The 1,790-nt window shown below is 40.9% G+C and carries 2 protein-coding genes; both read right to left on the minus strand.

Features of this window, described 5'->3' with window-relative positions; translation table 11 throughout:
• Positions 1–193 (minus strand): hypothetical protein (locus tag NZM04_00970; protein MCS7062615.1); only part of this gene is annotated, 193 nt, incomplete at its 3' end.
• Between the two features lie 613 nt (positions 194–806).
• The coding region (locus tag NZM04_00975) for a DUF2235 domain-containing protein (protein ID MCS7062616.1) at positions 807–1,790 on the minus strand (984 nt) is incomplete at its 5' end.

Here is a 1,790-nt window from a genome sequence, read left to right on the forward strand (position 1 = left end):
AAAGGAAGCGGGCGGTGGGATAATGATACAGCCTTGCGCGCATGTGAATCACATCGCCTTCCGTGCGATAGCCGCGCCAGCCGCTGGCTTCATGCAAGCCTACACCCTCTCCAAGCCGCTTCTTTGCTGCTTCGCGCGAGGGGCCGTAACCCAGATAACGTGTCTCTTTCCACGTCATGATGCCCGTTTCCATATTATTTGCTATTGGATGCTTTGCGCAAAACTTATCTCAAAAATGCCCATGCAATATTAAAAATAATCAATATTGCACCTAATGAAAATTTCATTAAACAGTCACTAAATGTCATCTTATCAAATCTTAGTAAGCTCTCAAAAAAATAGTAAATGCTAGCTACGATCAAAAAAATATAGGGTATTGTAAGAAAAAAAATCAAAAAATGTTCTCCGATTTTTAGTGTTATTAGATCATAGTTTGATCCAATAATTGATATGTATATCAGTCCAAATAAATATCCCAGCCAAATTTTTAACATTGCATCATCCTTAAATTAAAAATAAAATCACAATATCTAAAGTGAATATTAAAAATGGAACGATATATAGAAGTGAATTAACATTAGCCTCTCGCGATTCGTCTTGTCTGAAATTCTCGTTATTCAAAACCTTTATAAAGTATATATATGACCTTACCGCTATTAAAAAAATTATTATATATATTGGCAAAATCACGGCTCCATATCCTATAATTTCAGTTGAACTCACCTTAGATGCTCCATAAAAACTAAACAATAATGCGATAGAATACATGCAGCTTGCTGAAATTAGCTTGATGGCGTTTAAGTTTGTCATTTTCCAAGCCCCATATTGCTGTTATTATTAAAAAGATTACCGCTATTTACGTTAATCGAATTATAGACATCAAAGCGTGTGTAGGCTTGTCCCGCTCCTGCTACATCTACATGGTTTCCGCTAAAATACTGTGTAGATCCGACGTTTGAGGGAATTGTTCGGTTATCGATGGCACTATTGATCGCATTTTCCAACCAATTAAATGGATTCCACCAACTTTTTGTGACATTAGAATCACCAGCAAGATACGCATAACTTGATTCAACATTTGATGGAATAGTTTTAGGATAGGCTACATCAATATCATTGAATGGCCAACCCATCGCATAGACGGGATCGATCATGTGCATTTGAGTGATGATTTTTTCGTTACTCCGAGGGGCTACAAGATATTTATCATACACCGTTGTCGTTGTGGTGTTTGAAACCATCATACCGGTAGGAGTATAGCTGTGTGTAGTCGTAGTCATCCGCCTCGCACTACTCAAATCCGGAATCCCTTCATTATAGATCCGGTCGGCCACCTGCATCATGGCTACATTGCCGCGACTCCATGCTGCCATATTGATAATCGTATCCCCCGCATTATAATTTTCAACGATTTTATTGTAAACATTCGCTGATATATCACTCACCCCATAGCCCGTAGCACCACTGATTCTATCCTTATTATCTCCACCAGGGCCAGCAAAATAATATCCATTCCCAACATAATCCCTAGCCATTTCCGGTAACAAACTAGGTGGCGCACCATCCTTACCGCCTGCTGCATTATACCACGTCCCATCAATGAAATATCCTGCTCTCCCACTCGGATCCACGCCATTCACCGGATCATTATTCGCGTATCTGTAGAGGCTCATATCTGAGGCATGGCCGAGGGGATCGGCGGCGAGGAAACAGGCGGTGGAATAATGATAAAGCCTCGCCCCCATGTGAATGACGTCGCCTTCGAGGCGATACCCGCGCCAGCCGCTAGC

The organism is Candidatus Methylacidiphilales bacterium, assembly GCA_025056655.1.
GTDB lineage: Bacteria > Verrucomicrobiota > Verrucomicrobiia > Methylacidiphilales > JANWVL01 > JANWVL01.